19 protein-coding genes and 5 pseudogenes are annotated in these 26,002 nt (G+C 67.8%); 14 read left to right on the top strand and 10 right to left on the bottom strand.

The annotated features are described in order from the left end of the window. On the bottom strand, nt 1-617 hold a 617-nt coding region (locus ACZ4MF_RS41225; RefSeq protein WP_467498468.1), incomplete at its 3' end, for a carboxylesterase family protein. Between the two features lie 339 nt (nt 618-956). Here ACZ4MF_RS41225 and ACZ4MF_RS41220 point away from each other — a divergent pair. Then, nucleotides 957-2,387, top strand: a complete 1,431-nt coding sequence (locus tag ACZ4MF_RS41220) for an FAD-binding oxidoreductase (protein WP_467498466.1) — start codon at nt 957-959, stop codon at nt 2,385-2,387. A gap of 62 nt (nt 2,388-2,449) precedes the next feature. On the opposite strand, the gene ACZ4MF_RS41215 is transcribed toward ACZ4MF_RS41220, so the two are convergent. The 3 genes from ACZ4MF_RS41215 to ACZ4MF_RS41205 form a co-directional block, all read right to left on the bottom strand. Next, nucleotides 2,450-2,749, bottom strand: coding sequence for a hypothetical protein (locus tag ACZ4MF_RS41215; RefSeq protein ID WP_467498464.1), 300 nt, complete (start codon nt 2,747-2,749; stop codon nt 2,450-2,452). Continuing rightward, nucleotides 2,746-3,558, bottom strand: coding sequence for a transposase (locus ACZ4MF_RS41210; RefSeq protein ID WP_467498470.1), 813 nt, complete (start codon nt 3,556-3,558; stop codon nt 2,746-2,748). Before ACZ4MF_RS41210 ends, ACZ4MF_RS41215 begins: the two co-directional genes overlap by 4 nt. Before the next feature lie 428 nt (nt 3,559-3,986). Continuing rightward, nucleotides 3,987-4,496, bottom strand: coding sequence for a MarR family winged helix-turn-helix transcriptional regulator (locus ACZ4MF_RS41205; RefSeq protein WP_467498462.1), 510 nt, complete (start codon nt 4,494-4,496; stop codon nt 3,987-3,989). A gap of 117 nt (nt 4,497-4,613) precedes the next feature. On the opposite strand from ACZ4MF_RS41205, the gene ACZ4MF_RS41200 reads away from it, so the two are divergent. Continuing rightward, nucleotides 4,614-5,978, top strand: a complete 1,365-nt coding sequence (locus ACZ4MF_RS41200) for a pyridoxal phosphate-dependent decarboxylase family protein (protein ID WP_467498460.1) — start codon at nt 4,614-4,616, stop codon at nt 5,976-5,978. Between the two features lie 90 nt (nt 5,979-6,068). Here the strand turns inward: ACZ4MF_RS41200 and ACZ4MF_RS41195 are convergent. The 3 genes and pseudogenes from ACZ4MF_RS41195 to ACZ4MF_RS41185 form a co-directional block, all read right to left on the bottom strand. Beyond that, a pseudogene (locus tag ACZ4MF_RS41195) lies at nt 6,069-6,873 on the bottom strand (transposase family protein). A gap of 389 nt (nt 6,874-7,262) precedes the next feature. Further along, a complete protein-coding gene (locus ACZ4MF_RS41190; protein WP_467498458.1) occupies nt 7,263-9,788 on the bottom strand; it encodes a SpoIIE family protein phosphatase in 2,526 nt (841 codons plus the stop codon). 86 nt (nt 9,789-9,874) lie between these two features. After that, nucleotides 9,875-10,660 carry an IclR family transcriptional regulator domain-containing protein gene (locus ACZ4MF_RS41185; RefSeq protein WP_467498456.1) on the bottom strand — a complete coding sequence of 262 codons (786 nt, stop codon included), beginning with the start codon at nt 10,658-10,660 and terminating at the stop codon, nt 9,875-9,877. Nucleotides 10,661-10,764: 104 nt separating this feature from the next. On the opposite strand from ACZ4MF_RS41185, the gene ACZ4MF_RS41180 reads away from it, so the two are divergent. The 9 genes and pseudogenes from ACZ4MF_RS41180 to ACZ4MF_RS41140 all read left to right on the top strand — a co-directional run. Beyond that, nucleotides 10,765-12,159 (top strand): Rieske 2Fe-2S domain-containing protein, encoded by a 1,395-nt coding sequence (locus ACZ4MF_RS41180; RefSeq protein ID WP_467498454.1) that lies wholly within the window; start codon nt 10,765-10,767, stop codon nt 12,157-12,159. 7 nt (nt 12,160-12,166) lie between these two features. After that, the gene (locus ACZ4MF_RS41175; RefSeq protein ID WP_467498452.1) at nt 12,167-13,594 is read left to right on the top strand and encodes a glutamine synthetase family protein; all 1,428 of its coding nucleotides are present in this window, start codon (nt 12,167-12,169) and stop codon (nt 13,592-13,594) included. Between the two features lie 44 nt (nt 13,595-13,638). Continuing rightward, nucleotides 13,639-14,616, top strand: a complete 978-nt coding sequence (locus tag ACZ4MF_RS41170) for a PDR/VanB family oxidoreductase (protein ID WP_467498450.1) — start codon at nt 13,639-13,641, stop codon at nt 14,614-14,616. 837 nt (nt 14,617-15,453) lie between these two features. Next, nucleotides 15,454-16,131 (top strand): ISL3 family transposase, encoded by a 678-nt coding sequence (locus ACZ4MF_RS41165; RefSeq protein WP_467498448.1) that lies wholly within the window; start codon nt 15,454-15,456, stop codon nt 16,129-16,131. Nucleotides 16,132-16,435: 304 nt separating this feature from the next. After that, nucleotides 16,436-17,486: pseudogene (locus ACZ4MF_RS41160) on the top strand (isopenicillin N synthase family dioxygenase). Next, complete coding sequence (locus ACZ4MF_RS41155) at nt 17,483-17,824, top strand: PLP-dependent transferase (protein ID WP_467498446.1); 342 nt, start codon at nt 17,483-17,485, stop codon at nt 17,822-17,824. The pseudogene ACZ4MF_RS41160 and the gene ACZ4MF_RS41155 overlap by 4 nt, the downstream one beginning before the upstream one ends. 47 nt (nt 17,825-17,871) lie before the next feature. Beyond that, on the top strand, nt 17,872-19,293 hold the full coding sequence (locus ACZ4MF_RS41150) for an MFS transporter (RefSeq protein ID WP_467498444.1): 1,422 nt from the start codon (nt 17,872-17,874) through the stop codon (nt 19,291-19,293). Between the two features lie 65 nt (nt 19,294-19,358). Next, complete coding sequence (locus ACZ4MF_RS41145; RefSeq protein ID WP_467498442.1) at nt 19,359-20,600, top strand: vanadium-dependent haloperoxidase; 1,242 nt, start codon at nt 19,359-19,361, stop codon at nt 20,598-20,600. Nucleotides 20,601-20,939: 339 nt separating this feature from the next. Continuing rightward, nucleotides 20,940-21,134 (top strand): annotated as a pseudogene (locus ACZ4MF_RS41140) (ribonuclease FAU-1 family protein); the annotation flags it as partial. A 504-nt stretch (nt 21,135-21,638) separates the two neighbouring features. Here ACZ4MF_RS41140 and ACZ4MF_RS41135 read toward each other — a convergent pair. From ACZ4MF_RS41135 to ACZ4MF_RS41125, 3 genes and pseudogenes are all read right to left on the bottom strand, one after another. Next, nucleotides 21,639-21,782: pseudogene (locus tag ACZ4MF_RS41135) on the bottom strand (MerR family transcriptional regulator); the annotation flags it as partial. A 22-nt stretch (nt 21,783-21,804) separates the two neighbouring features. Further along, on the bottom strand, nt 21,805-22,518 hold the full coding sequence (locus tag ACZ4MF_RS41130) for a zinc-binding dehydrogenase (protein WP_467498440.1): 714 nt from the start codon (nt 22,516-22,518) through the stop codon (nt 21,805-21,807). A 23-nt stretch (nt 22,519-22,541) separates the two neighbouring features. Next, a pseudogene (locus tag ACZ4MF_RS41125) lies at nt 22,542-22,832 on the bottom strand (NADP-dependent oxidoreductase); the annotation flags it as partial. A gap of 625 nt (nt 22,833-23,457) precedes the next feature. Between ACZ4MF_RS41125 and ACZ4MF_RS41120 the strand changes: the two are divergent. From ACZ4MF_RS41120 to ACZ4MF_RS41110, 3 genes are read left to right on the top strand one after another with little or no spacing between them, the layout of a single operon-like run. Beyond that, a complete protein-coding gene (locus ACZ4MF_RS41120; protein ID WP_467498438.1) occupies nt 23,458-24,354 on the top strand; it encodes a TauD/TfdA dioxygenase family protein in 897 nt (298 codons plus the stop codon). Next, nucleotides 24,351-25,247 (top strand): ABC transporter permease, encoded by an 897-nt coding sequence (locus ACZ4MF_RS41115; protein ID WP_467498436.1) that lies wholly within the window; start codon nt 24,351-24,353, stop codon nt 25,245-25,247. The genes ACZ4MF_RS41120 and ACZ4MF_RS41115 overlap by 4 nt, the downstream gene beginning before the upstream one ends. Continuing rightward, nucleotides 25,244-25,975, top strand: coding sequence for an ABC transporter ATP-binding protein (locus tag ACZ4MF_RS41110; RefSeq protein ID WP_467498434.1), 732 nt, complete (start codon nt 25,244-25,246; stop codon nt 25,973-25,975). The genes ACZ4MF_RS41115 and ACZ4MF_RS41110 overlap by 4 nt, the downstream gene beginning before the upstream one ends. Nucleotides 25,976-26,002 lie beyond the last annotated feature (27 nt).

Here is a 26,002-nt window from a genome sequence, read left to right as displayed (position 1 = left end):
GCGTGGAGGCGGTAGTTGATTGACACGAAGACGACACCGTGTTCGGCGTAGACCGTCCCGTCATAGTCGCTGCCCGCTCCAGAGACGAACCCGCCACCGTGAATCCATACGATGACGGGGCGGCTGCCTTGCGTGCAGGCCGACCAGACATTGAGGAACAAGCAGTCCTCGCTTTGGTTGGACGGATTCGGCTGCCCAGGAAGGACCAACTGCATCGCGATCGGGCCGAATTCGGTGGCTTCGCGCACGCCCGTCCACGGCAGTGCGGGCCGCGGGGCGGTAAACCGCCAGATCCCCGTCGGCGGTTCGGCGTACCGGATGCCTCGCCAGACGACACTCTGGCCCTGGTCCACTCCACGCAGCGCGCCAGACGGCGTCACAGCGATCAGCGGGTCGGTGGCCCCGGAGGGGCTGTCGGCCAGGCGGTCGGGCGCGCCGACCGCCGAGGCTGCCTCGGCGATACCGCCCGTCAGCGCGGTCGCACCGGCTGCAGCGAGTAAGCCTCGGCGAGTGAGGTTGTTCATCGTGTGCATTCCCTCCGGAAGGTCCGCCGCGTCAAGTCCAGGCGGGCTCAAGGCGTCAGCGTGCAGTGACTCCACGCCCGGCTTGTCCTGCATCGCAATCGCCTTGGTCTGTCGCAGGTCAGCCGGCCGATCACACGCTGTTCTTAGGGGCGTGAGCAACGACACGGTTCGAGGACACCTCGCTCATGCCGCGCGAATCGTCCCACCGACGTGAAAAATCCTCCGTGTGCGCCGCGCTTTCATCGTGAAACCACACAAGATCTCGCCCTTGGTCTCGTCGTGCGCGACATGTTCCGCTACCTCGGCCCCCGTGCAAGCTCATGGGAGAGTGGGCGAGTGCCGGGCGATCGCCACAGGTCTGCACAATCGCCGAGTGAAGCATTGCGTCGAACGATCCCCTGCAATCACCTCTGAGCGTCAGGAGCTCACCAAATGCATCTGCGTGCGGCAGCAGTCCCGCCGGACTCCGCCACGGCCGGGGACCGCCGAGAGCACACCGTGGAGGGCGAGCTGATCGGCCTGCTGCTTGAAGGTCTCCCGGCCGGTGCAGTAGCCATCGACCCCGATATCCTCGCCGCCTACCGGAACGACATGGCAGGGTTCTGCGAAGCAGGCACTGCACGGGCGGTAGTGCACCCAACGACGATCGAGCACGTACAGCACGTGATGCGTGTGGCCACCCGCCTGCGAGTGCCCGTCGTCGCGCAGGGTGCACGCACCGGCCTCGCTGGCGCTGCCAACGCCGTGGATGGCTGCATTGTGTTGTCGCTGACGAAGATGGACCGCATTCTCGAAATCGACCCGGTCAATCGGACGGCCACCGTCGAGCCTGGTGTCGTGAATGCCGCGCTGTCTCGGGCCAGCGCCGAGCACGGGCTTTTCTACCCGCCGGACCCGTCAAGCTGGGAGTCCTGCACCATTGGGGGCAACATCGCGACCGGGGCGGGAGGCCTTTGCTGCGTGAAATACGGCGTCACGGCTGAGTATGTCCTGGGGCTCGACGTGGTCCTCGCGGACGGCCGACTTCTGCACACAGGGCGGCGCACAGCCAAAGGCGTCGCAGGCTACGACCTCACACACCTGTTCGTCGGGTCCGAGGGCACGCTCGGTGTCGTCGTCGGTGCGACGCTCGCCCTCCGTCCGGCGCCTTCCACGCAACTGATACTCGCTGCGGAGTTCCCGTCCGTTGCGGTGGCCTGCGAAGCCGTCTGCGCGGTGGCAGATGGCTGGACACCGTCGCTCATGGAACTCATGGACCGGACATCCGTCCAGGCAGTCAACTCACTTACGCACATGGGCCTGCCGGAGTCGACCGAAGCGCTGCTGCTAATCGGCTTCGACTCCCCAGACCCCGCCGCCGACCTCGCCTCGGTTGGCGCGGTGTGTTACGCGCATGGTGCATCCGAGGTTGTCCCGGCCGCAGATGCGGCCGAATCCGCGCAGTTGCTCGCGGCGCGGCGTATGGCTCTGCCGGCTCTCGAGCGCCTCGGCGCGATCTTGATCGACGACGTGGCGGTACCTAGATCGATGCTTGCCACCATGGTCGAGGGCGTCGCGGCCATCGCTGACCGCTTCGAGGTCACCATCGGCGTGTGCGCACACGCTGGAGACGGCAACACGCATCCTGTGGTTGCGTTCGATGCAGCAGACCCGTTGGCGACCGCCCGCGCGCGCGACGCCTTCGACGCGATCATGACGCTCGGTCTGGCGTTGGGCGGCACCATCACGGGCGAGCACGGCGTCGGCCTACTCAAGAAGGCATGGCTCGCCCGCGAGCTCGGACCCGTAGGCCTTGAGCTGCAACAAAACATCCGCGCGGTGTTCGATCCGCTCGGCATTCTCAACCCCGGCAAGGTCTTGTGAGCTGGTCGGGGACATGACCTACCTGAAGTTCCCCTAGGCCGGGTAGTTAGCGTTCTTGCAGCTCACGCAAAGGGCGTCGTTTCCTGCGTGATGGCCGCGTAGCGTCCCGTGCGGACCCTCTTGATCATTCCTTTCTCGGTCCAGCGGGCGAGTTGTCGGTAGGTGGCGACGAGGGTGACGTCGCCGAGGAACTCGGCGATCTCCCGTGAGCGCCATAGCCGTTCGGGTTCTGCCTGCAGGATGGCCAGGACGCGGGCCGTGCGGCTGCTGGTCTGGCCGGGGCCGACATACCGGGGGACGGTGGTCGCGGGTAGCGCGGGCTCCGGCACCGGCGGCAGGAGCGTGATCGTCGTCGAGGTCACGGCCTTGCTGGTGTCCGGGCGGCCGTCCATCTTCCGTTCCGCGTGACGGGAGGTGGGGACTTCACCTTGCGGGTGCTGACACGGGCCCGCCGTGCGGGCGACAGCGCCGACAGGACGCGTCGGCCGATCTCTCCGATGCCCTGCTCGACGACTCCTTCCGCGCAGACCAGCAGTTCGCGGGCGGTTTGAAGGGCAACGGTGAAGCCGCAGCGGTCGGGATCGGTGCCCGGTCGGGGCTCAGCTGCCTGGACCATGGTGCGGCGCAGGAGCTGGTAGAGGGTGAGCAGGGCCCACATCTCCTGCTCGACGCCGACGGGATCGTGCGAGCGCAGGACGCGTCCACGCAGGATGGTGTGGCGCAGGGCGTAGTAGGCGCTCTCGTGCTCCCGGCGCTCGTGATACAGGTGTACGAGGCGTTCGGCGGGGTAACGGTGGGCGTCCAGGAGTGTGGTCACCAGACGGTAGGAGCCCTCGAATGCGCTGCCGTCGGTGCAGGTGATGCTCACCTGGGCCTCGATGATGCGCACCGGGACGCCGCCGATGGCCGAGAGGCAGGGGGAGTCGGCGAGGGTTTGCAGGGCCGGTGGGCGGCGACGCCGGCGGATGCGGCCCAGGACCTGTGCGCCGGTGGCGTGCACGGCGGTGAGGAAGTCGTTGCTGTCGAAGCCCCGGTCCCACAGCATCGGCATCCCCGGGTTCAGATGGTGCAACATCCGGGTGGCATAGGAGGTTTCGCCCTCTCGGGTTGGGCCGAAGACCGCCGCGATCACGGACCGGGTGCCGGTCTCGACCAGCGTCATCAGCTCGATTGGGGGATACCCGCCGTGCGGGCTGCGCCCCAGCCAGCCTCGGTTGCGCTCGCCGGCGCAGTACGGTCCGGGTCTCCGACAAGACCGTATCGACCAGCTCGAACGGCATGAACGGCATGAACGGCGTCAGCTCTCCCAGATGGCCGGGCGCGAACCGCCCCGCGGCCGCAGTCACCGTATGGGTGACGGTCGCCAGCGACGGTGGCAGGACACAATGACCGGGCAACGGAGCTCCTTCGGGACAAGCTGTCTTGGTCGACTGCCTGTGCCGACGAGTTCCGTTGCTCTGCGTCGTGGTTTCGTCAACTGCCTTGCGTGACCTGCAAAAGCGCTAACTACCCGGCCTTGGGGAAGCTACACCCGAGAAGACCGCCTGGCACCCTGGACGCTACGGCTGCAGACCGAGAGCCTGCGGTCGACTCAACAAGTCAGACACTCCCGCTCTCTCGCCGGGTGCCTTCGCGAAGTGCCTTGTCGATCTCGCTCAGGGCGCCGGTCAGCTGCGCGTAGTCGTCGGCTGCCAGAGGTTTGACGAAGTACTTCTCCACCACCTGGGCGTGGACGACCGCCGCACGCAGGAACGCTGTACGTCCTTCGGGGGTCGGTTCCACCAGGGCCACCCTCCGATCCTCGGTGGACGGTGCGCGGTGGACCAGACCAGCTTCCTCCATGCGGTCGATCAGGCGGGTGGTGCCGCTGCTGGTGAGGGTGAGGTCGTCGGCCAGCTGCCGCTGGGAAACCTCCTCGCCGGGCTCGCGGCAGAGCCGTATCAGCACCTCCAGCATGGTGTGGCTGATCCCGCACTCCTTCCGCAGAGCGCCGTCGATGTGCTGCTCCAGCCGGGTGGCGGACTTGATCAGCAGTCCGAAATCCCGGACGAGCCGACTGTTGGCGGCACGGGCGGCGGCTTGTTCGTTGTGCTGGGGTGAGGCGTTCATTGTCGCCGAGTTTAGTGCCTCCTCACCTACCATCGTCTCAATTGCTGACTACTCAATTGCTGATCAGTCAACGAAACTCTAGAGTGAGAGCACAGCCGCGAGCGAGAGGGAGATGCAGTGGATCTGCAGCACTGGCTCGGCCGAGCCGCCGACGCGATACAGGATTGGGCCGAGACCTTCGGCCCCTACCAACCCCACCCGTCTCTCCAGGTGGACGACGACCGCATCGCGGCAGTCTTTGAAAAGTTCACCGGGAGGCTGAAGGACAACTACCCCTTCTTTCACCCGCACTACGCGGGCCAGATGCTCAAGCCCCCGCACCCCGCCGCCGTGGTCGGCTACCTCACCGCTATGTTGATCAACCCCAACAACCACGCCCTGGACGGCGGCCCCGCCACCGCCGCGATGGAACGCGAGGCCGTCGCGCGGCTTGCTGCCATGTTCGGCTACCACACCCACCTCGGCCACCTCACCACCAGCGGCACAATCGCCAATCTCGAAGCCCTCTTCGTCGCCCGTGAACTCCACCCCGGCCGGGGCATCGCCCACAGTGCCGACGCCCACTACACTCACGGCCGCATGTGCCATGTCCTGGGCATAAGGAGTCACCCGGTCCGCACCGACAGCATGGGCCGCATGGACCTCGACGCGCTGGAGGAGGTATTGCGCACCGGGGAGGTGGGCACCGTCGTCCTCACCGCCGGCACCACCGGACTGGGTGCCGTCGACCCCGTCCACGAGGCCCTGCCCCTCGCCGAGCGCTATGGCGTCCGAATCCACGTCGACGCCGCCTACGGTGGCTTCTTCACCCTCCTCGCGGGCGCCGACGGCCCCGAGGCCCTGCCGCCTGAGCCCTGGCAGGCCATCGCACAGGCAGACTCGATCGTCGTGGACCCGCACAAGCACGGCCTCCAGCCCTACGGCTGCGGAGCCGTCCTCTTCCGCGATCCCGAAGTCGGCCGCTTCTACCTTCACGACTCGCCCTACACCTACTTCACCTCCACCGAACTCCACCTCGGCGAGATCAGCCTGGAATGCTCCCGCGCCGGAGCTTCTGCGGCCGCTCTGTGGTTCACCCTCCAGCTCCTGCCGCCCACCCCCGACGGCCTGGGCGAGGTCTTGGCAGCCGGCCGGCGAGCGGCGCTCAAATGGGCGGACCTGATCGAGGCATCCGACGCCCTGGAGCTCTACCAGCGACCCCAACTGGACATCGTCACCTACTTCCCTGCTGTCGCCCCCTCGACCCTCACAGGCATCGACGCAGCCTCCGCCCGCATCCTCGCCGACGGCATGACCAGCTCCGACCCCATCTACCTCAGCACCTTTAAAGCTGACCACGAGGCTTTTGCCGCCCGCCACCCAAAGATCACAGCAGACGCCGACGGCGCCCGGATTCTCCGCAGCGTCCTGATGAAGCCGGAGTCAGAGTTCCACGTCCAATACGTGCACGACCGGGTCGAGCAGCTGGCCCAAGCCCGCTGAACGGGAAATCAATCTTCGGGAGGGCAGGCGGTCCGGGCGGTCTGTCCAATCAACGACTGATCTTGGTTGTTGAGGGTCAGTGAACCGTTTTCATCCTGAATACGTGCAGGTCATCAGGGTGCGGGCGGCCTTGACCGCGGTTGCGATACGGCGGGTGGAACAGCGGGCTCGCCGCAGTAGCCGCCAGGTCTTCAGCTGCGCGAAGGCGCGTTCGCCGGGGGCGCGGAGTCGGGCGTGGTCGCGGTTGAACTGCTGGTGGTGCTCGGGTTGTTCGCGGTGGTGGTGGTACGGGGTGTGGACGGTGGCGCCGGCCTCCTGGTAGGCGCGGTCCGCGAGGACGAGGATGTGCCGGGTGAGGCAGGCCTGGATGATGCCGTGGGCGCGGGCCGCGGTCAGGTCGTGTGTGCGGCCGGGCATCGCGCGGGAGAACCACAGGGGTGTGGCCGTCCGATCGGGCGATGACCTGCACGTTCATGCCGTGCTGCTTGTGTTTCTGCGAGGAGTACGGCTCGTCCGCGGCGACCCGGTCGATCGGGATGAGCGTGCCGTCGACGATGGCGAAGTCACCCTCGCCCAGGCCGACGAGGGACTCGTGCAGGCCAGGCGGCCAGGAGGCCAGCACCTGGAGGGTCTCGTCGACATACCGCCGCGCGGTCGTGGTTGAGACGCCGAGCCCAGCCGGGAGAGCGGGCAGCGTCTCGCTCTTGCGCAGGTGCACCAGCGCCGGCAGGGCCTGTGGGAAACAGCCCAACTTGCGCCACCACGTGCCGCGTTCACACCTTCGGGCATGGATGAGCCACGAGACGTGCTCGACCAGCTCATACGGGACGTCGACCGTGGCACGATACGGGACCAAGCGAGGCTCCTCGGGCGATGCGTGGTGCGTAGAGAACACCGGCGCAACGACCAGGAGCCTCGCCTTGCCACTCCACCCCGCTGACCTGCCCCGCGTTGATCGCCTCCCTGCACCGCTGCCCCTCATGCCACCGCGAGCCCGACGACCTCACCAGTCTCGACCGAGGACCATGACCAAGGCCTGGTGCGAGGGGATTGACACTCTGGGGGACGCCTCAGTAGCAGGGTGTCGAGCAACAGGACTCGCCGCATCAACAAGCGTCCCTTTTCATTCGTACGTGACTGGCCGCGTTCACGCGTAGGGCGACAATCAGTGTGTGCCGTGCGCTTCGGTGCTTCTGCGGTAGCCGTGACAGGGTCAGCTTCGCGGCCACGCTGTGGTCGGTGGCGGTGTCGGAGCCGGCATTCCTGGGCCGCAGCACGTCGTTGCTACAGGTCGGCTCGGTGGGACCCTCCGACATCAGAGTTTGACCCGAGGAAGTCGCTTTCCAAGAGTGCCGCTCCCGCGGCAGTGTCGGTGCTCTGCTCTGCCCAGATGGTTTTACCGCCCGTCGTGTAGCGCGTGCCCCACCGACGAGAGAGGCGTGCGACGAGGAACAGGCCGCGCCCTCCTTCATCATAGGTACGTGCGTGACGTAGCCGGGGAGAGGTACTGCTGGCGTCTGAGACCTCACAGATCAGGACGTTCTGCCGGATCAATCTCAGGCGGATGGGGCCGGAACCGTAACGGATGGCGTTGGTGACCAGTTCGCTTACGATGAGTTCTGTGGTGAACGCCAGCTCGTCCAGCCCCCACTCGCTGAGCTGATGGGTCACGAGATCGCGGGTGGTGGAGACGAAAGCGGGGACGGTGGGCACGTCCCATGAGGCGACCTGGTCATCGCCCAGGGCTCTTGTCCGGGCGACGATCAGCGCGATGTCGTCGTTCTGCGGTCCATCCAGTAGTCTCCCGATCGCGTCTTCGCAGATGCCCTCCAAAGTCGCGTCGGGCCCGGCCACCACCTCGCCGAGGCAGGTGAGCGCCGCTTCGACATCCTGGTTCCTGTTCTGGATGAGGCCGTCGGTGTAGAGGGCCAGGAGACTGCCTTCGGGGAGTTCCAGCTCAGCGGACTCGAAAGGCAGGGCCCCGAGGCCGAGCGGGGGCCCCGCAGGGAGATCAGGGATGACTGCCGAGTCACCGGGCCGCACGATGACGGGTGGAGGATGGGCGGCGCGGGCCACCGTGCATCGCTGGGTGACCGGATCGTAGACGGCATAAAGGCAGGTGGAGCCCAGGACCGCGGTGGCAGCATCCGACTCCTCTTCGTCTGTTCCCGAATTCTCCTCCTGCTCCACAAGGCTGATCACCAGGTCATCCAGATGAGCCAGCACCTCTTCCGGAGGCAGGTCCAGGTCGGCGAGTGTACGCACAGCCGTGCGGAGGCGTCCCATCGTGGCGGCCGCGGTCGTCCCGTGCCCGACGACGTCCCCCACGACCATGGCGACACGGGCGCCAGAGAGCGGGATCACGTCAAACCAGTCGCCCCCCACCCCGCTCGTGGCGCACGCGGGCAGATAGCGCCACGACACGTCGAGTGCTGTCCCTCCGGCCAATGCGCGTGGCAGAAGGCTGCGCTGCAGAGTCAGGGCCGCCGTCCGCTCGCGCGTGAAGCGGCGGGCGTTGTCCACGCACACGGCTGCCCGGGTGACAAGATCCTCAGCCAGAGTCACATCCTCTTCATCGAACGGTTCCGGGCGCTTAGACCGGGCGAAGTGTGCCACACCTAGCGTAACCCCCCGCGCGCAAACGGGTACGAAGAGTGATGAATGCGGAGTGGAACCTGCGTTGCTTCCTACGGTCGAGTCGTTGGATGTCTCGGGGGCGGAGCGGTTCGCGACGGATTCCGTGGTACTTCGACCATTCATCAGGCAGAGGACGGCGGATGGCGACGGGTCGGCGACGGTTTCCCCAGTCCGCACGGCGGCTGCCTGAACTACGTCAGGGATCGATTGCTCCCCTGTTCGCCGAAGGGCAACGCTGCCGTTGGGCGGTCCGGGGAACAGTTCCTTGCCGAGCAATACCGACTCCAGCAGGTCCACCGCGACCAGATCGGCGAAACGGGGTACGGCGATATCGGCCAGCTCCTGCGTGGTCACAGCAATGTCCAGGGTGCTGCCGATCCGTGCACTGGCCTCGTTGAGCAGGGTCATTCGTTCCCGGGCACGCCATTGTTCGGTGATGTCCATGACCATGTACCACACGCCCAGCACATGGCCTGCCGCGTCCTGCAGCCGGAAGAAGCACATCCACCATGCGTGCCTTCTTTCTGGATCCACGGGGCTTCGGCCGAGGTACTCGAAGTTCAGCACTGGCTCTCCAGTGTCCAGTACCTTGCGCATCGTTCCTTCGAGAACGTCGATCTCCATGTGAGGGAACAACTCTCCGAGCCGCCGGCCCAGCCGCCGTTCGAGCGGGACGGCACCGCCGTACGTCAATGCTTCGTTTGCCCAGATGCAGCGTAGATCCGGCCCCAGCACGGCTACGCCGATTGGTGAGTGGGAGAGAAGCGGAGCGAACATCGGCCCGCCCAGGTCGGAGTACGGCGTCAGCCGCTCGTCCTGAGCCAAAACCACCCAGTGCCTGGTCCCGTCGTCACCGACGACCGGTGAGATGTGCACGGTCAAGTGCAGCTCTCGGCCGTCACTGTGCCGCACCTCCAACACGCCCCGCCAGGCCTTGCCCGCGCAGAACTGCCCGAACACCTCGGCCGCCGACCCATTCCCTTCGGGGGTCGCGAGCAAGTAGGCCGCGGAGCGGTTCAATATTTCCTTGGTTGTATAGCCGAGGAGCCGATGTGCGCCCTCCGTCCAGCCGATGACCGTACCGCTTGCGTCGAGCAACGCCAGCGCCATATGCGCAGCGCCGTCGAGCAGCCTCGCAGTCGCGTTGGCGTCAATGCTTCGGGAGATTGCCATGACGGCGCCACCTCGCCGGGTGTCTACTTGATAGTTCTCATGGTAGGTCGGCCCCCGGTTCCCGCAGACAGCTACGGATTAGCAGGTCAAAGGAGTTGCTGTCGGAGGCCTTCGGCGCTCTGGCGAAGTGTCTCGAGGACCTTTCCGAACATCTCTTCGGGGGGGAGCTGCTCTATGGTTGCACCTACATTCAGTGCGGCTACGACGCGGCCGTCCCAGCGCTTGATCGGTACAGCTATCGAGTGGAACCCTGCCTGGACGTCGTTTGCGACGTAACAGTATCCGGCCTGTCGCGTCTCTTCCAGAGTCTTGTCTTCCAGAGTCTTGGTGTCCGCGACCCCACTCTGTGAGGCGACTGGGAAGGGGGTGAGGTGGGCCAGTAGGACCTTGCCCAACGCCGAGCTGTGCGCGGGCACGCGGTAACCGACTCCGCTTCCGAGGCTAAGCAGCGACTGGCGTACAGCGCGGGCAACCATGACGGCGTCGGCTCCATCGAGGACGGCCACACCGGACGAGGCCTTGAAGTCTTCGCAGATGCGCTCGCAAACTGGCTGGACGATAGTACTGATCATGTTCGATGTCAGATAACCCTCTGCGAGTCGTAGGACCTGCGGTGTCAGCTCGTAGGCGCGTCCGTCGGCCGACAAGTATCCGAGATGTTCCAAGGTGAGCACCGCGCGGCGGACCGTTGCCCGGGATAGGCCGAGTTCGCGTGCCAGGTCCGCCTGTGTCAGGCGTTTCCGTTCCACTCCGAAGGCCGCGACGATGGCGAGGCCGCGCGCGAGAGCTTCGGAGAAGTCCGCCGGGTTGGCAGCGCTCGCCAGTTTCCGTTGGCGCCGCGTGTCGGCGTGTGCGTCATTGAGTCGGGCCATTGCGCAATCCCCTGTCTGGTCGTACTCTCCACTCGGGCAAATTTTGAACTTATGTGCGGTAATCGAACGCTGGAGTTTGGATGCTACCACACGAGAATAAGAAAATGACCGAGACGGGCCCGGGAACGCCGGCCGGTAACTGGATGCGGCTCTACTGGCAGCCGGTCGCGCTGGCGGAAGAGCTGACAGGCCCGCGCCCGGTCGTGTCGGTCAAGCTGCTCGGTGAAGACCTGGTTCTGTTTCGCGCCGAGGACGGTTCCCTGGCCCTGATCGAGCGGCGCTGTCCGCACCGAGGCGCGGACCTCTCGCTCGGCAGGCTGGAGGACGGCGGCCTGCGCTGCTACTTCCATGGATGGCTGTTCGACGGGGCCGGCGGCTGTCTGGAGACGCCCGCGGAGCCAGTGGGGAGCACACTGGCATCGAAGGTGCACATCAAGTCTTACCCCGCGCGCGAGTGCAACGGCATCGTGTGGGGCTACCTCGGCCCCGGTCAGCCTCCGAGCCTTCCAGCACTCGACTGCTTCCTGGCCCCCGCGGAGTACACCTTCGCTTTCAAGGGCTTCCTCGATTGCAACTGGCTGCAGGCACTCGAGGTCGGCATCGACCCAGCCCACGCCTCCTATCTGCACCGATTCGAAGAGGATGACGATTCCGGCGACGCTTATGGCAAGCAATTCCGCAACGTCTCACTCGGAACCAACCTTCCGATGACGAAGATCCTGCGGGAGTACGGCCGACCTGAGATCCTCAACGCCCGCACCGAGTACGGCCAGCGCATCGTGGCCCTCCGTAAGATCGACGGCGAGGACCACGACGGCAGCGCCACCCATGTCCGCATCACGCACCAGGTCTTCCCGCACGGCATCACTATCCCGCTGAGCGCCTCGATGGCTATCACTCAGTGGCACGTTCCGGTCGACGACGTCTCCTGCTACTGGTACGCGATGTTCACGAGCTTGGATGAGCCGGTGGACCGGGAGAAGATGCGCGAGCAGCGACTCGACGGCATCACGTTGCCAGACTACAAGCCCGTGCGGAATCGGGGCAATCGGTACATGTTCGATCCCGAGGAGCAGCGCACTACCACTTACACCGGCCTGGGTCACGACATCAACGTGCACGACCAGATGGCCGTCGAGGGCCAGGGACTCATTCACGACCGCACTCGCGAGCACCTGAGCCGCTCAGACAAAGCCATCGTGACCTACCGCCGGATGCTTCTGGCCTCCATCGACGCGGTCGCCGAGGGCAAGAGTCCGGATGTGCTCCTGCATGACACGGCCGACGTCGAAAGCAGGGGGCCGATCCCGCTCGACGGGATCGGCCCGACGGGGGAGTGGGAGACGTTTTGGACCGAGGCGATCGACAGCCTGCGCCGCGCCAGTCCCTGGGCGCAGGATTCCGACGCAGCCCGAGCCAGTGGTCCAGCAGGAGTTGGGCTCTCGCCGCCAGAGCCTGACGACGAACTCCTGCCCCCCCTCCCGAATCACTCGGAATGAGTACGCCATGGGATTCATCGAACGGTACGGCCTGTACTCCGACGACCAGGCGCGCGCGGCAGCCGAGATCGTCAGGCGCGTCGAGCGGGACAACCTGAACTTCGTCCGCGTCGTCTTCGCGGACCAGCACGGACTGCTGCGCGGGAAGACCATAGCTGCCGCCGAACTGGAATCCGTCCTTCGGAGCGGCCTCACCGTGGTGTCCACCCTTCTGTCCAAGGACACCTCCGGTACCACCGTCTACCAGGCGTTCTCGCCGGATGGTGGCTGCGGCATCGCCGAGATGGCCGGGGCCGGTGACATGGTCATGGTCCCAGATCCCAGCACGTTCCGGGTGCTGGACTGGGCGGGAAACAATGGCTGGCTGCTGTGCGACCTGTACTTCACCAATGGGCAGTCTGTCCCTCTCTGCAGCCGGAGTCTGCTTCGGCGAACCGTCCAGCGGGCGGCCGATCTTGGCTACAACGTGCTGACCGGTGCGGAACTCGAATTTCATCTCTTCCGTGCCGCCGCACCGGACGGGACTGCGCACACCAGCTCGGACGAGCTCGGACTGCTCAACTCCGGCTACCAGTTGCTGTCGGAGGATCGGATCGACTCCATCGCGCCGATCGTCACGATCTTCGGTGATTATTTGCAACGTCTCGGCGTCCCAGTACGGACCTTCGAAGTCGAGTTCGGCCCCAGCCAACTTGAGGTGACGCTCAGCCCCGAGACCGGTGTGCAAGCCGCCGACACGGTGATGCTGCTACGCAGCGCCCTGAAGCAGATCGCGCGCCGCCATGGCTACCGAGTGACCTTCATGTGCCGGCCGAAGATCCCTCGCGTGTTCTCCAGTGGGTGGCATCTCCACCAGTCACTGCTGCACACAGGCGAGCGGGACGGAGAGAACGCGTTCGTACCCGACAAGCCCGGCGCGGTCCTGTCCGACGTCGGGCAGCACTACCTGGCCGGTCAGCTGCGGCATGCCGCCGCGGCCTCAGTCTTCGCCGTGCCGACCATCAACGGATACAAACGGTTCCAGTCGTATTCCATGGCCCCGGATCGCGTGCTCTGGGCGCGCGACAACAGAGCCGCGATGCTTCGCGTTTGCGGCTCAGCCGAAGACAGCTCGAGCCACGTTGAGAACCGGGTCGGCGAACCCACCGCCAACCCCTACCTCTACATCGCCACCCAACTCACCGCCGGCCTCAACGGCATCGAACAGCGCTGGGAACTCGGGCCGGCGGCCGACGAACCATACGAGACAGAGGCACCGCGACTGCCCGCGACGCTGGGAGAGGCCCTTGAAGCCCTCGTCGCCGACACCGAGTTCGCGCAGGCCTTCGGCAAGCAGTTCATCGAGTACTACGTCGGCATTAAAAGCCACGAACTAGCCAGGTTCAACGCCGCAGTCACTGACTGGGAGCACAACGAGTACTTCGACCTCTTCTGAGCGCCCACCGTCGCACAGTGTGCAGCGAAAAGAGTGAAACAACCATGCCTGACATCTCTTCAGAACCCGGCACGAGTAGAACCCTGTTGGTCAAGCAGATCCGTGCCGAGACACCGCTTGTGGTTACGCTGACCTTCGTCGATCCTGCTGGAGGAACCGTTCCGCCATGGGAACCCGGAGCGCACCTCGACCTTGTCCTGCCCTCTGGAAGGGTCCGGCAGTACTCCTTGTGCGGGGACAATCAGGACAAGACGAGCTACACCGTGGCCGTCCTGCACGAACCCGCAGGGCGGGGCAGTTCACACGAGATCCACACCACGGCCCTGGTGGGACGGGAGTTGACCGTCCGCGGCCCACGAAACCACTTCCCCCTGACTGAGGCCGCGCAGCACCTCCTCATCGCCGGAGGCATCGGCATCACGCCGATCCTTGCCATGGCGCGATCGCTCGAACGCTCTGGACAGGACTGGCATGTCCTGTACTGCGGGCATCGCGGAAGCATGCCCTTCGTCGACGAACTCCGGGACCTCAACGCTCAGCGCGTCACGATCGCCCAGACCGACAAGGAGGGCCGACCCGACCTGGCGGCGTTGGTCCGCCGTTTCCCGGAGGGAACGGCGGTCTACTGCTGCGGCCCGCCGTCGCTCATCGCCGACGTGAGAACGGTCTGTACCGAGGCCGACAAGGACCTCGACGTCCGCATCGAACGCTTCTCTGCAGATCCCGACGCACCTCCCCCATGCACCGGCGCGGACAGTCCCATCGAGGTCCAACTCGCCCAGTCCGGTACGACCATCATGGTCCCCGCCGACCGGACGATTCTTGACGCGGTTCGGGAAATCCGGACCGACGTGCCCTTCTCCTGCGAGGAAGGCTACTGCGGAACATGCGAGACCCGGGTCCTCGACGGCACTCCCGACCACCGCGACGAGGTCCTGGGCGCGAATGAACACGGGCGCAACAGCACCATGATGATCTGCGTCAGCCGAGCCATGTCGGAGCGTCTCGTGCTCGACCTCTGACCAGCGCCAACTTTACCGCCTGGAGGAGATCGACCGTCTCCAGGCCACGGTCAAGACGTTCGACGCGCGGATCGCGGCCATGCTCGTCCGCGTACTCCTGAACGTGTCTCTGGCAAGATTCTCGTAGCCGGTGATCACCAGGGGGCTCAGGACACGAACTGCCCGGCCCTGGGCATGCTCCTGTTGTGGGTCGAACTTCTTTATCTTTTACCACACTTGGCAGGTGTGAGCAGTTGTCGCCGTCGACGCGACAGGTCGTTTCGTGATCGCTCGGGCTCGTACCCGTGACGAAGCGCCTGCTCCGCGCACGGGCTGAGGCATCAGCAGCAACTTCACCGGATTGAGTGAGCTGGCACGCTATCGAGAGGCGTAACAACACCGGTTCCTCGCGTACACCTCCCCGTTTCGCTCACCGGGCCCGGTGTCGGCGGCGGCTGAACGCTGGCTCCATCACTTTCAGTGATGGAGCCACGGGGGGTCACCACAACCGCGATCATGAACGGCCGTGGCTGATGTACTCCTCCAGGACCTGTGGTTCCACCAGGTCGAAGGTGTTGTGGTCGAAAGTGTCATATCCAAGGGCGAGTCGGTGGTCGTGCGGCCCGGACGGCTGCGGAGCGGGCTGCGTGTCCGGCGTGTGGAACGGCGTCGGTGCGGGTGGACAGCCGGTATGTACGCCGGCTTGCCGACAGCGCGGTCGGCGGCCGTCCGGCGCTGATCGAGTAACAGGTCCGGCGGTTTCGCTGCTCTCAACAGGGTTACTAGCAGGCGACGTTCGCCGAGCAGGTCGACGGGCTGACGTTCAGGCACGGCAGACGCAGTGCCGGGCTGCAGACAGTGCTGGAACGGGTGACGGTGATGCTGGCCGGCCGGGCCGGTTCCCGCCTGGCCCACGCGCTGGCGGCCAAGGTGAGCCGCTCGACCCTGTTACGACTGATCCGTCGCCTGCAGGACCCCGGGACGTCGACACCACGGGTGCTCGGGGTCGACGACTTCGCGCTGCGCAAGGGGCACAACTACGGCACCATCCTGCTGGACATCGAGACACACCAACCCGTCGACCTGCTGCCGGACCGCACCACTGCGACTGCGGCCCGGTGGATCGCCGAGCATCCCGGTGTCGAGGTGATCTGCAGAGACCGTTCCACCGCTTACGCCGAGGCCGGACGCCTCGGCGCCCCGGACGCGGTGCACGTTGCCGATCGGTGGCACATCTGGTCGAACCTCGCCGAGGCCGTCGACAAGACCGTCGTCCAGCACCGTGCTCTGCTGCGCGAGCCCCAGGACACCACCACTGCCGCGGCTGCCGCGGCGCTGGAAGGGCTGGACCTCGCCCTGGCTCCCGCCGGGCCGCGGGCCACCGGCCGCCTGTCCGACCAGGTTCGCGAACAGCACAAGGCCGTTCACACACCGCGCACCGGTGCACGCACCGCGCGGTGCCGCGCCCAGTACGTGCATCAAGGCCTCTACCTGTCAGGAACTTTCCCGTTCAACGTACGTCGCTCGCCCCTGTGAGTGCCAAGGTCGACCATGACGGAGGGGCATCTCATCCGCTGGGACGCGTGGTGGACGCATCTTTCCCGTTGTGCTTTGATCCGGCCATGAAGACCACTGGCCCGGCGCACACGGTGCTGCTCGACCCGTTCTGGGTGAGCCGCCGCGCCGATCAGTTCGACCAGGTCTGTTGCTGATCGCCGTTCGACGGCTCGCGATCAAGCTCTTCTTCTTTCTGCCTGCAGCTTTCTCTTGCCCTCAGACAGCCGCTCTCCGGGCGCAGTTGTGAGGCGCACGCGTCCGCCCTGACGTGAAGGAAACCCCCATGGCCCAGTCCACAGCCCTGCCTGCCATCGACATCTCTCGCTTCCACGCCCCGGACGCCGACCGCGACGCCTTCCTCGCCGAACTCCGCCTCGCCGCACATGAGGTGGGCTTCTTCTACGTCACCGGGCACGGCGTCCCCGCAGCACTGCGGGAGGAGGTGCTGAGCGCGGCACGCCACTTCTTCGCGCTGCCGGAGGAGCAACGGCTGGAGATCGAGAACCTCAACTCGCCTCAGTTCCGGGGCTATACGCGCACCGGCATCGAATACACCGCGGGCAGCGCCGACTGGCGGGAGCAGATGGACATCGGCCCCGCGCGGACGGCGCTTGAAACCGGCCCGGACGATCCCGACTACCTGCGTCTGATCGGCCCCAATCAATGGCCGTCCGCACTGCCGGAGCTGAAGGACATCGTGTTGTGGTGGCAGGCGGAAGCGCTGCGGGTGAGCCGTGAGGTGCTGCGGGCGCTCGCGGCGGCGCTCGGACAGGACGAGGGCTACTTCGACCAGTGGTTCGACGACGAGGCGGCCGTGCACGTGAAGATCGTGCACCATCCTCCGCCCGCCGCCGAGGACGCCGACCAAGGGGTGGGCGCGCACAAGGACTACGGCTACCTCGCCCTGCTCCAGCAGGACGAGGTCGGCGGGCTCCAGGTGCAGCGCGAGGACGGCGAGTGGATCGACGCGGTACCGGTGCCCGACGCCTTCGTGTTCAACATCGGCGAGATGCTGGAGATCGCCACCCAGGGATACCTGAAGGCCACTCAGCACCGGGTCGTGAGTCCCCGGTCGGGCGTCCGCCGCTACTCGATTCCCTTCTTCCTCGGCCCGCGCCTGGACGCCGTCGTCGAGCCCCTGCACCTCCCTGAGGAACTGGCGGCGCTGAGCCGAGGCCCCGGACAACCCGCTCCTCGCCGCCTTCGGGGAGCACGCGGTCGTCGGCTGGCTCCGTTCGCATCCCCGGGTCGCAGAGCGCTTGTGGTCCGACGTCCTGGCCGTGGGGCCCCGCTCGAGCGAAGCCGAGAGCGGGGGGAGGGAGGCCGGACGATGACCAACTGGGCTGTCGAGACACGCCAGGTCCACTCCGGTGCGGTCCACGACCCCACGACCGGCGCCCGGGCCGTGCCGATCCCCCCAGCCACCAGCTGCGTCTTCCGGGACACCGCGCACGCCGCCGCGGCCTTCGAACTGACCGACCTGACCACCCACGCCTACACGCGGCTGTCGAACCCGACCACCGCCGTGGCCGAGGAGAGGATCGCCTCGGCGTGCGACTTTGCCGAGCTCGTGATCCCCGAGCTGCGCCGACGCGGCCTGTTCCGTGCCCACTACACGGGTCGTACGCTGCGTGACCACCTAGGCCTGCCGCGGCCGTCCCGGCGGGCGTAGTGCTCCCGGGAGAAGATCGCGCCGCACGACGGGTGCTGCTGGTGTGCATGGCCGCGGGCGCCACGACCCTGCTGGACCAGGCCGTCCTGAACATCGCGGTCCCGAGCATGCGCCAGTCCATCGGGGCCACCGGGGCGGACGTCCAGTGGATCGTGGCCGGGTACTCGCTGGCCTTCGGCCTGGCCCTCGTGCCCGGGGGCAGCATCGGTGACCTGCACGGCCGCAAGCGTCTCTTCATGGCCGGGGTGGCGGTCTTCCTCCTGGCCGGGGTGACGGCCGCGACCGGAGGAGGGCCGGGGACTGTGATCGGTGCGCGGCTGGTGCAGGGCGCCGCGGCCGGGATCGTCAACTCGCAGGTGATCGGCACCATTCAGGATGTCTTCCGCGGTGTGGCCCGCGGCCGTGCGCTGGGCCTGTACGCGGTCACCGGCGGCGTTACCACGGCCCTCGGCTCGCCCCTCGGCGGTGCGCTCGTCGCCGGACTCGGCCCCGAGGCGGGCTGGCGGTGCTGCCTGTTGCTGAGCTCACCGTGCGCCGCGCTCACCCTGATCCTCGCGGCCCGCTGGCTGCCCCCGCCGCGGCGCACCGCCCACGACTCCCGGCTGGACGTCCTCGGCCTCGCTCTGCTCTGCGGCTGCACGCTGACACTGATGGTGCCCTTCATCCGCACCCCGGACAGTGGGGGAGAGGCGCTCCAGTGGGGCACTGCGGTGTGCGCGCTGGCAGCCGTGTTCGCCGTGCACCAACGCCTGCGGGTTCGACGGGGCCGTCCGCCGCTGCTGCACCCGGCGCTGACCTCGTCGAAGCCGTACATGCTGGGCACGGCCGTCGCCATGGCCCAGTTCGGCTCCTCACTGACCGCGTTCCTCGTGCTCACCGTCTTCCTGCAGGAAGGGCTCGGCCTGTCCGCTCTGCTCACGGCGGCGGTCACCCTTCCCGGGGCCGTCGGGATGGGCATCTCCTCGGCCCTCGCCTGGCGGCTGGTGCGGCGGATCGGACCACGCACGGTGCCCGTCGGTCTGACCCTGGGCATCTGTGCCGCCCTGGCGGGGGCGGCGGTCGCGCTCTGCGTGTCGACGGCGGTGCTGCCCGTCGCTCTGGCCGCAACGCAGTTGATGGCCGGCGTCGCCGGAGGGCTCACCGTCTCACCCAACCAGGCCCAGGTGTTGCAGCACGCTCCGCCAGAGGCCGCGGGAGTGGGCGGCGGCATCCTGCAGATGGCCCAGCGCATCGCGGCGGCCGTCTGCCTCAGCGCCGTCCCCGCGGTGTATCTGCATGCCGCTTCCGGTCCGTCGGGCGGCAGCCACCCCCGGGCCGGGTACGCACTGGCCTCCTGCGTCTGCGCCGGCCTGCTCGCCGCCGCCCTGCTGCTGTCGCTGCTGCGCCGGGCAGCCACGCCGACCCGCCCGTCGGCACTCGCGTCGGCGAACCACGCCGGCGTGGTCCCCCGCCCCAGGGAGACGACCTGACCCTCCGTGGCGCGGGTGCCGCACCCCGTCGGCTCCCTCACCCCACCGAAACCCAAGGAGTACACGTGAGTTCGTCCAGAACCCGACCCGTCCTCGTTGTCCTCGGCGCGGCAACCCTGTTGACCGCCTCCGTCGCCGTTCCGCAGGCCTCGGCGGCCGGCCGTACGTCCACGGCGCTCACGTGGTACGACGCCACAGCCGAGACCATCGCGACGGCCGGAGCATCCACCCAGATCACCAACAGCCGTACCTGGGCCATTAGTTGGCTCGCGGCGGCCAGGGCCACCCGAAGCGTGCCCGCGGGCGTCCAGCGTGACGCGTATCAGGAGGCGGCGCTCGCCGGGGCTGTGCACCACGCGCTGGTGAAGCTGGCCCCGAGCCGAACGGAGCAGCTCGACGCGACGTTCAAAGAGACCCTCGACGCGATTCCCGACGGCCCGGCCGAGGAGCGGGGCATCGCGGCGGGAGAGCGGCAGGCGGACCTCGTCCTCGCGTCGAGGCAGGGCGACGGTCTCGATCCCGCCTCGGTCAACGCGCCCTATCCGGTGAAGCCCGCGGCGCCGGGTGTGTGGCAGCCGACGCCGCCCGCGTACGCGCCGGCGGCCCAGTACGGCAACCGTCTCGCCAAGCCGTTCCTGCTGAGGACGCAGAGCCAGTTCCGGCTCGCCCCGCCGCCCGCTCTGGACTCCGAGCGCTACGCCGCCGACCTCGCGGAGGTGCGCGCCTACGGCGCCGTCGACAGCGCGGTGCGCAGCGCCCGCCAGACCGAGACAGCCACCTTCTGGCTCGGCTCCTCCCTCACCCTCTACACCGAACCGCTGCGTGTGGCGCTCTCGCGCACGGATGAGGGGATCGCCGGGCAGGCGCGACTGGTCGCGCTGTTCCATGTGGCCCTGGTGGACACGCAGATCGCCACGTCCGACAGCAAGTACGCCTACGAACGCTGGCGTCCCGTCACCGCGATCCGCACCGGCACCATCGACCCCGACCCCGAGTGGACGCCGCTGCACACCACCCCCGCGCACCCGGACTACCCGAGCGGCCACAACACCTACGCGGGCGCCGCGCAGACCGTCCTGTCGGCGCTCACAGGCCCGCGCTCAGCCCCGTTCACACTGACCAGCTCCACCGCGCCGGGCGTGACCCGGACCTACACCACCTGGAAGCAGCTCTCGGACGAGAACGTCGACGCCCGGGTCTTCTCCGGCATCCACACGAGGTCGGCCGACGAGGCGGGGATCACGCTCGGCACGAACGTGGCACGGTACGTCCTGCAGAACGCGGCAGGGCTCCTTGCGCGGCGTTGACCCTCGGTGCATCGGACGGCGAGTCCGTTCCTCCCACTGACACCAGGATCCGCATGCAGATGAAACCCGGACGTGTACTGCACTTGAGCCTGTTCCTCGGCGGTCACCTGAGCACCCGGTGTCCCGTGCGGGTTGTCGATTCCGGCGCGGACGGACTCCTGTTGTGGCTCGCCGTGGGCTCGCCGGTGTGGCGGGCCGCACTGCCGACGGGCGTGCATCTGAGGGACGTGCCACCGGAACAGTGGCCGGCGACCGGGTACCCCCTGGAAACCGGGCACTGGCACCGGGGCAACGCCCTCATCCACCAGCCCAGCGAGGCCTGCCCACGCGGTCTGGTGGCTGTTCTCGTCGGCGGACGGTGACGGTGGCTTCAGCGGCTGGTACGTCAACCTGGAGCATCGCCGACGGAACACGGACGGCATCGACGTGTTCGACCTGGAGCTCGACGTCACCGTACGACCGGACGGGACCTGGCAGTGGAAGGACGAGGAGTCCTTCGCGGACAAGACCGGGCATCCTTCCTACTGGACGTGGCGCGAGGCCGAGGACATCCGTGAGGAGGGGCGTCGGGTGGCCCGGCTGGCGGAAACCGGTGTCTTCCCGTTCGACGGAACCTGCTGCGACTTCACCCCACCGCCCTCCTGGCCACTTCCGGCACTGCCGCCCCGGCCCGCCACCTCCCTGTGTGCCCGGCCTCCCCGTGGTGGCGGGGCCGAACACGAATCGCCGCTCCCGCTCGACGGCAGCGGCGGCGAGGTACGCGGAGCGTGGGCCGACGCCCTTGCTGCCCACGCCTGTCTCGTGCGGAGGATCAGGGACGGCCCGTCCGCTGTGCCAAGAGGGGGGACGCAGGCGGGACAGGCGGTTGATTTCGGCGTGGATGGCCGCGAGCCGATGTGCGATCACGTGGGAGCCGGGGGAGGCCGAGTCGGTGTTCGTGCAGCGCAGTTGTGGGTCCCCGGCCAGGAGCTGGATCCGGTCGGCGATGCCGCGCAGGTCCTCGACGGTGAGGCCGAGGCCGAGCAGTTCGCGGATGACGCGGACGCGGGCCACCTCGTCCGGCCCGTACCGGCGTTGGCCGGTGGCCGTACGCTGCGGCGGGGGCAGCAGGACGCGCTCCTCGTAGAACCGCAGGACCCGTGGGGTGGTCCCGGCCGCTGCCGCCGCGTCTCCGATTCGCATCCCGATCTCGCCTCGGTCCGTGTCACTGGGCCGGCAGCTCCACGACGACCGTGCCGAAATGCCGCCCCTCGAACAGTTCCTGCAACGCCTGAGGGGCTCGTTCGATGCCCGGGATCCGTACATGCGGAAAGGAGATCTCACCGGAGCGCAACCAGCCGCCGAACCGCTTGGCCCACTCCTCCGTCACCTCGGGATGGTCGATGCCGCTGTAACCGCGCAGCGTGATCCCCTGGTTGATGACGCGGAAGGTGTCGATCTCCACCGGAGCGCTGTCACCGTCCCGGTGCGGTGACAACTGGCCGGACAGCGCGCCGACGAGCGCGAAGCGGGCGCCGCGGCGCGCCGCTGTCGCTGCTCGCCGCCCACGGTGTCCACCAGGACGTCGATGCCTTCGGGTGCCGCAGTGCCCAACTGCTCGGCGAATCTGGGAGTGGTCGCCGGACACCACCACCGAGTCGTGACCCAGCTCGGTGCGCAGCCGCTCGGCCTTGGCCGCGGAGCGGGTACTGCCGATGACCTTCCCGGCGCCCAGCAGCCTGGCGATCGGACCGGCCAGGGTCCCCACCGCGCCCGCCGCCCCCGTGACCAGGACCGTGTCGCCGGGACGGACGTCGGCGAGCCGGGTGAGCGCACCGTAGGCGGTCGACCCCGAGGACAGGTGGGTGACCGGGGCCCGCAGCACATCGCCGACCGGGGTGTGCAGTCGCCTGCGGCCACCAGCGCGTGCTCGCGCCACCCGAGCAGGTGCGTGACGGTGTCTCCCGGCTGCAGCGGACTGCCCGGGTCCGCGCCGACGACCTCGCCGACAGCGGGGCCGAAAAGCACGACACCGGCGTTGACCGGCGGCAGCGGTACTCCCTCGGGTGAGCCTCCGAACAGGGTGCGCAGCCCGGGGAACACGAGGAAGTACCGGTTGCGGACGAGGACTTGGCCGGGGCCGGGCGTGGGCAGTGGCTGCGCGACGACGGCGAAATGCTCGGGGCCGGGCAGCTCCTCAGGAGCAGTGACGAGCCGGATCTCGCGGGTGGCGGACGGCAGGGGAGTGGCCATGGGGGCTTCTGATCGGGAGAAGCGAAGCGGGTCGAGCGGGACGACCGGCCGGTGCGGGCGCGCAGACGTTAGCCCCTGACGCGCGCGTCAAAGGCAAGTACGGTTGCCCGCGGCGTCCACGCCGGTCCCGTGTCCGCAATGCGAGACCTGTCCGGAAGGTTATTGACCAACGTGGTGGACCTCTGCTGGACTCCCGTGCCATGAACCCGCGCGTGGAGCTCACTCGGCGGCGCCACATCGATCTGGCGCACGTCTCCAGCGCGTTTTGTTGTCGCTGACCCGGTAAGTGGTCCCCGGCGGCAACCGGTGCGCACCGACGGTGCGCGTCGTGGGGAGGCGGTCCGAAACCGCCCGTAATGCAGCGCCGCCCTGTGGGATCGCCGTGTCCGTCTCCTGAGCGACTGCTCCTCCGGCCTCACCTCTTCCGCGCGCTCCGCACAGGCTGAGGTTCGGGCTCCCCTGCGCCGCCATCGCACCGACTGCCCGATCCCCCGTTGATCGGCTCACGAGTCGGCCGTTCACTCACGCTCTCCGCTCTCCGCTCTCCGCTCTCCGCTCCCGGCTCTCCGCACGGAGCACCCAGCTCTCAGCTGTGCGCCCACTTCCTCCCGACAAGGACTCCCTCATGCCTGTGTCCATCCGTAAGCTCACCGGCCGCGTCGGCGCCGTCGTGGAGGGCGTCGACCTCACGGCGACCCCCGATCTCTCGACGGTCACGGCGCTCCGTGACGCCGTCAACGAGCACAAGGCGATTGTCTTCGATCACGTCAACCTCGACAACGCCGGCCAGGAGCGCGTGGCTCGCTGGTTCGGCGAACTCACCACCGCCCACCCCAACGTGCCGGCCGCCGACGGCACGACGAACGTGCTCGCCGTCGACAGCGAGACGTCCAAGGCCAACGAGTGGCACACGGACGTCACCTTCGTGGTCAACCCGCCGCAGCTCACCACGCTCCGGTCGATCGTGACCCCGCCGTACGGCGGCGAGACGCTCATCGCGAACGCCGCCGCGGCCTACCGCGACCTGCCCGAACCGTTGCGCGCCCTCGCGGACTCGCTGCGCGTCGTGCACACCAACCAGTACGACTACGCCCGCCCTTCGGCCACGACGGCACAACGGCAGGAGTACGACCGCATCTTCGTGTCGACGCCGTACGAGGCGGAGCACCCTCTCGTACGGGTACATCCGCTGACGGGTGAACGCGGTCTGTTCATCGGCGGGTTCGCCAAGCGGATCGTCGGTCTGTCGAGCGGCGAGTCGGCCGATCTGCTGCGCCTCCTCCAATCGTACGTGACACGTCCGGAGAACATCCTGCGCTGGACCTGGTCCCCGAACCAGCTGCTGATCTTCGACAACCGGATCACCCAGCACTACGGGGTGGACAACTACGACGACCACCCGCGCCGCCTGAACCGGGTGACGATCGCGGGTGAGGTGCCGGCCGGTGTCGACGGACGCCGCAGCGAGCAGCTCGTGGGCGACGCCTCGCACTACAGCAGCGTGCCGGCGGTGGCGGCATGACGGAGCTCAGCCTCAAGGGGCCTGCCGTCACCAAAAGCCCCGACGCCGAGACGACGAGCGCGCGGGAACGCGAGGTGTTCCTGCCGCGCGACGCCCGCCGCCGGACGACTCCGCTCACCGCGCTCCGCGACCGCCTGCGTTGGCCGCTGGGCATCTACACGACCCCGGTCGTGATCCTCATCGCCTGGGAGGTACTCGCCCGGGCCGCAGTGGTGCCGAAGACCTACGCTCCGGCGCCGACCTCGATCGTGAAGTCCGCCGCCGATCTGTGGCAGCAGGGCGTCCTCGGCCCGGACCTGGCCATCTCGCTGCAGCGAGCCGGCATCGGTCTCGCGATCGGGCTGACGGTCGGCATCGTCACCGGAGTGCTCGGCGGGCTGCTGCGCAGCGGTGAGTACCTGTTCAACGGCCTCGTGCAGGTGCTCAACACCATCCCGCTCCTCGCGGTGCTGCCGCTGATGATCGTGTGGTTTGGCATCGACGAACTCACCAAGGTGCTGCTGATCTCCTTCGGCGCCGGTGTGCCGATGTATCTCAACCTGTTCGCCGCGATCCGGGGCGTCGACCAGCGGCTGATCGAGATGGCGCGGACGACGGGCGCGGGCACCTGGCGCCTGGTGACGCGGGTGCTGGTGCCCGGGGCCCTGCCGGGGTTCCTGGTCGGCCTGCGGTTCTCCCTGGCGTACAGCGTCCTGGGCCTGGTCGCCGCGGAAACGGTCAACGCCGACAAGGGACTTGGCTTTCTCATTACTCAGGGGCAGACCTATCTGCAGACCAACCAGGTCTTCGTGGGGCTGGTGATCTACTCCCTCCTCGGTCTGCTCGCCGACCAGTTCGTCCGGGTTCTCGAGCGGGTGCTGCTGCGGTGGCGACCCAGTTATGAGGCGTCATGAGCAGCACGATCGCGACGGAGCCCCGTCGGCAGACCGGGGTTGTCGTCGAGCAGGTGGTCCGTCGGTTCGGCGACCGAGTGGTGCTTGACCACCTCGACCTCACCCTCGCCGACGAGGAGTTGGTGATCCTGCTCGGCCCCTCAGGCTGCGGCAAGAGCACCCTGCTGCGTCTGCTCGCCGGACTCGACCGGCCCGACGCAGGGCGCGTGGAGGTCCCGGCGAAGCGTGCGATCGTCTTCCAGGCCGACCGGCTGCTGCCGTGGCAGCGGGTCCTGCGCAACGTCACGCTCGGCCTGCACGGACCCGACGCGGAACAGCGGGCCCGCGACGTGCTCGCCGAGGTCGGACTCGCGGGCCGCGAGAAGGCATGGCCCAAGGAACTGTCGGGTGGCGAGGCCCAGCGGTTGTCGCTCGCGCGGGCCCTGGTCTCGGAGCCCGAACTCGTGCTGCTCGACGAGCCGTTCGCGGCCCTCGACGCCATCACACGGCTGCGCATGCACGACCTCGTACGCGCACTGCGGACCAAGCACCACGCCGCCATGCTGCTCGTCACCCATGACGTCGACGAGGCGATCGCCCTCGCGGACCGCATCGTCGTCATGAGCAACGGCTGCATCGGCACCTCGCACGACGTCCACCTATCCGCCGGTGACCGCGAAGCGAGCGTCGCCCGCGAGGAACTCCGCGCGCGACTGCTGGAAGACCTCGGCCTCGCCGGCCAGCACTGACCTCCCCGAACACCCTCACCCAGCACA

The sequence above is a fragment of the Streptomyces sp. NPDC025793 genome (genome assembly GCF_055558375.1).
This window is presented reverse-complemented; position numbering and strand designations above follow the sequence as displayed.